The 3,597-nt window shown below is 59.7% G+C and carries 3 protein-coding genes and 1 pseudogene; 3 read left to right on the top strand and 1 reads right to left on the bottom strand.

What is annotated here, in order from left to right:
• Positions 1 to 264: 264 nt before the first annotated feature.
• Positions 265 to 927 (top strand): HupE/UreJ family protein, encoded by a 663-nt coding sequence (locus WEA77_RS08070; RefSeq protein ID WP_368067357.1) that lies wholly within the window; start codon positions 265 to 267, stop codon positions 925 to 927.
• A 12-nt stretch (positions 928 to 939) separates the two neighbouring features.
• Positions 940 to 1,590 carry a transmembrane anchor protein gene (locus WEA77_RS08075; RefSeq protein ID WP_368067355.1) on the top strand — a complete coding sequence of 217 codons (651 nt, stop codon included), beginning with the start codon at positions 940 to 942 and terminating at the stop codon, positions 1,588 to 1,590.
• Positions 1,591 to 2,018: 428 nt separating this feature from the next.
• Here the strand turns inward: WEA77_RS08075 and WEA77_RS08080 are convergent.
• A pseudogene (locus WEA77_RS08080) lies at positions 2,019 to 2,312 on the bottom strand (IS21 family transposase); the annotation flags it as partial.
• Between the two features lie 445 nt (positions 2,313 to 2,757).
• Here WEA77_RS08080 and WEA77_RS08085 point away from each other — a divergent pair.
• The coding region (locus tag WEA77_RS08085) for an ester cyclase (RefSeq protein WP_368067356.1) at positions 2,758 to 3,597 on the top strand (840 nt) is incomplete at its 3' end.

The raw sequence follows: 3,597 nt of genomic DNA on the forward strand, positions 1-3,597 counted from the left end.
GTATTCTTGCACCGGGCGCCCGCTCGCCGGTGTCGGGCGCAACCAAACCTAAGAGGGCGGAGCAATCTTCCGCTGCCGAAGAAGCGTGCGGGCGGCGCCCTGTGTCGGCGCTCATAGGTTCGAGATCACCGCGTGATGTTCTCTACTCCGTCTTCAGGCGCGATACGCTTCGCGCAATGCCTGCACAGGGGGCTCCAGCAGTTGCCAACTGAACGTCTGAACCCCTCGCCGCGCGCAGTAGTCTCCCGCCCAGTTCTTGCGGCGGTGCTTACCGCTCTCGCTTGTGCAATTCCGGGGGAGGCTTTCGCCCATGCCGTTGCGGAGGGTGACAAGGGCTATATTCAGGAGATAACGGGCGTTCATCTGATCTCGTTTCTCTATCTTGGCGCCAAGCATATGGTGACGGGTTATGATCACATCCTCTTCCTGCTCGGTGTGATTTTCTTTCTCTACAGGATGAAAGACATCGGTATCTATGTCAGCCTGTTTGCCATAGGGCATTCGGCCACGATGCTGACGGGGGTCTACTTCCACTTCGGCATCAACAGCTATGTCATTGATGCGATCATCGGCCTGTCGATCGTTTACAAGGCGCTGGACAATATGGGCGCCTATCAGCGCTGGTTCGGTATGCAGCCAAGTACCAAGGCGGCGACCCTCATCTTCGGCTTCTGTCATGGCTTTGGCCTCTCCTCGAAAATCCTCGACTATGAAATCTCACCGGACGGGCTCCTGCCCAACCTCCTGGCCTTCAATGTGGGGATAGAGATTGGCCAGCTGCTGGCCCTCGGCGCCATCCTGATTGTCATGGGTTTCTGGCGGCGCACGCCGTCATTCCTGAAACATGCCTATACCGCAAACGTCGTGATGATGGCCGCCGGTTTTATGCTGGTCGGCTACCAGCTCACCGGCTACTTCCTCACCTAGGAGAACAGGCTTATGTACAACACCGACATGCCGGGCCGGGCCGAGCTGCCCACCACGCGCCAGCTCATCCGCTCTACCCTGATCGCCCTTTTCATAGCTGCCATGCTGCTCGTAACCGTTGTTTTGCCCGCAGAATACGCCGTAGATCCGACAGGCGCAGGCCGCGCTCTCGGACTTACCCAAATGGGCGAAATCAAGCGGCAGCTCGCTGAAGAAGCCGAGGCCGATGCAGCGACAAGCGCCGCTACCGAAACACAGCCTGAACTGCCGTTCGCGGAGGAACTCACCGCGCCGCAAAGGGCTGAAGTCTCAACCAGCACACCGACGCCTCAGGAGCCGAAGACTGCTTGGCGTGACGAGGCCACGATCTCCCTGGCACCCGGCGCGGCAGCTGAGATCAAGCTCGTGATGAGGCGCGGCGAAACAGCCCGCTACGAATGGCGCGTCGATCAGGGCCATGTGAACTCGGACCTCCACGGCGATGGCGCGGCCGGCCAGTCCAGGAGCTATCGGAAAGGCCGCTCCGAGGCCTCTGACACCGGCGAGCTGACGGCGGCGTTTGATGGATCGCACGGCTGGTTCTGGCGCAACCGGAGTAACGTGACGGTGAAGTTGGTCTTGCAGACAAATGGCGATTATACCCAGTTGAAACGTGTCTTGTGACCAGACTGGATCTGGGTTCGGAAGTTCCCCAACGTTGATCGAGTGGTGCAGCTAGGTGGCGGTGAGAGGCCCGTCCGCGCCTTTGATCCGGAATTTGCAGACCGCGCCGCACCAAAGCTGGGCCCTGCCGAAAGCGATGTGCTGCCATAAGCGACAGTTGGGCAACCGCGGGTGAGCACTCAAAGGCCTTCGCCGGGAGCCCCGCCGTGACATATCGCCTGTCTTCGAAATGCGACTGCTCGCCGGTCGTGGTGTCCTTCAGGAGGCCGGCCCAGCAGAGTGGGCGCAGGGCCTGGTTCCAGATCATGCCAGGAACCCGGCCATATAAAGTCAACGGATAGCGGCGGGCCGGAAGCACAAATCTCTGCGTCAGCACGCTGGCTTTCCGCCATAGGAATTTAAAAAACGCCCGGCATCAACCGGACGAAGTCCGTGCGGTGCTCGCGCGGCACCCCGCCCAGCGACCAGAGTGCATTCTGCAGGCCTTCCGCAAGGGCGACGAAACTCTCACCGCCACGCACGACATGCGCGTGTTCAAAGCCGGAATAGGCCAACCGGAAATGGCAGAGCCGGTGGTCCAGAGCCAGGCGGGCAATGGTGATGCCCAGCGCAGCCATGTCGGTGAAATCCGAAAGGCCCAGCCGGCCGGGTTCCTGAACCTGGCGGAAAATGACGTCCTGCTCCTCGCCGTGAATGGCAACACGCAGTCTCATCTTGATCGTCGCGCTGCACCCCTCCTGCCCGGACGAGCAGCTGCTCGGGGGTCGACCAGTCGCCGGCGTGCAGTTTGAGGGATTGCTGGGGTGACAGGCACCAGCCTAGGCATTGGCGTCTGCAGGCCTCTTTGTACCTGGGCCGCAACATTGGCAGACTTCGCGAAGTTGCGCGTCGTTTGCACTTTTTGATGCCCGAAGCGGGAACCAAGTCGGTGACAAAAACACTATCTATTCAATGGTTTATAGCAAGGGCGCCGGGTCTCTATGCCAGCCTTTTGAATCCCCTGGGACGTTTCAAGTCCCAAATTCCACCGTCTTTTGTATACGCGCATCGGCAATGATCCCTTACCTCGCCGCAAGAGAGCCATTCGAATTGTTCTGGCAGAGACCCAAAACTTGCATTCGAATTCAATTTTGATAGTCAGGTTCAGGCCGATTGGATGCCCGCCGCATGACAAACCCTAATCTTGCAAGACAAGTCGTCAGAGACTTCGTCACTCAGTTCGATCAGATAGCTTCGGATGAACTGGCGCGCTGTGCGACGCCCCTGCTCGGCCCGGACTATCTTTGGCGCGGGATGTATCCATTCGGCGCACTCCGGGGCGCCGAGAGTGTTATCGATCAATTCTGGATTCCCCTGCGCGCGGCCCTGTCCGGCCTTCAGAGACGGGAAGACATTTTCTTCGCCGGCGAGAACAATGCCGAAGGGCACATTGGGACCTGGACCTGCAGCATGGGCCATTTCATGGGCCTGTTCGACAGCGACTGGCTTGGTGTGCCGGCAACCGGCAAGATGGCGTTCCTGCGCTATGCGGAATTCCACCGCGTCGCTGATGGCCGGATTCAGGAAACTGCCCTGTTCTGTGATCTTATCGGCCTGATGCAGCAGGCGGGCGTCTACCCCCTGCCGCCCATGACAGGCAGCTATTTCGTCTATCCAGGCCCAAGAACCCATGATGGCATCATCCGCTCATCCCCTGCCGAGGATGAAACCCGGCGGACCCTCGACCTCGTCAATGAAATGATTGCAGACCTGAGCGCGCTCAATCATCTCGACAATTATCGCTGCCCGCCGGAGCTGCTCGCCCGTACCTGGCATGATGACATGATCTGGTATGGCCCTTGCGGCATTGGCGCGAGCTACACGATCCCCCGCTACCAGGAGCAACACCAGTATCCCTTCCGGCTGAGGCTGACGGACAAGGTCTATCATGGCCACGTGGCCCGCATAGCCGAGGGCAACTATTGCGGCTTCTTTGGCTGGGCAAACCTCTCGAACCGCAATTCCGGG

The sequence above is a fragment of the Hyphomonas sp. genome (assembly GCF_040882205.1).
Lineage (GTDB): Bacteria > Pseudomonadota > Alphaproteobacteria > Caulobacterales > Hyphomonadaceae > Hyphomonas.

Bases quoted from the DNA above. Each gene is read 5' to 3' on its own strand.
- WEA77_RS08075 (WP_368067355.1), top strand. From the start codon at position 940: ATGTACAACACCGACATGCCGGGCCGGGCCGAGCTGCCCACCACGCGC.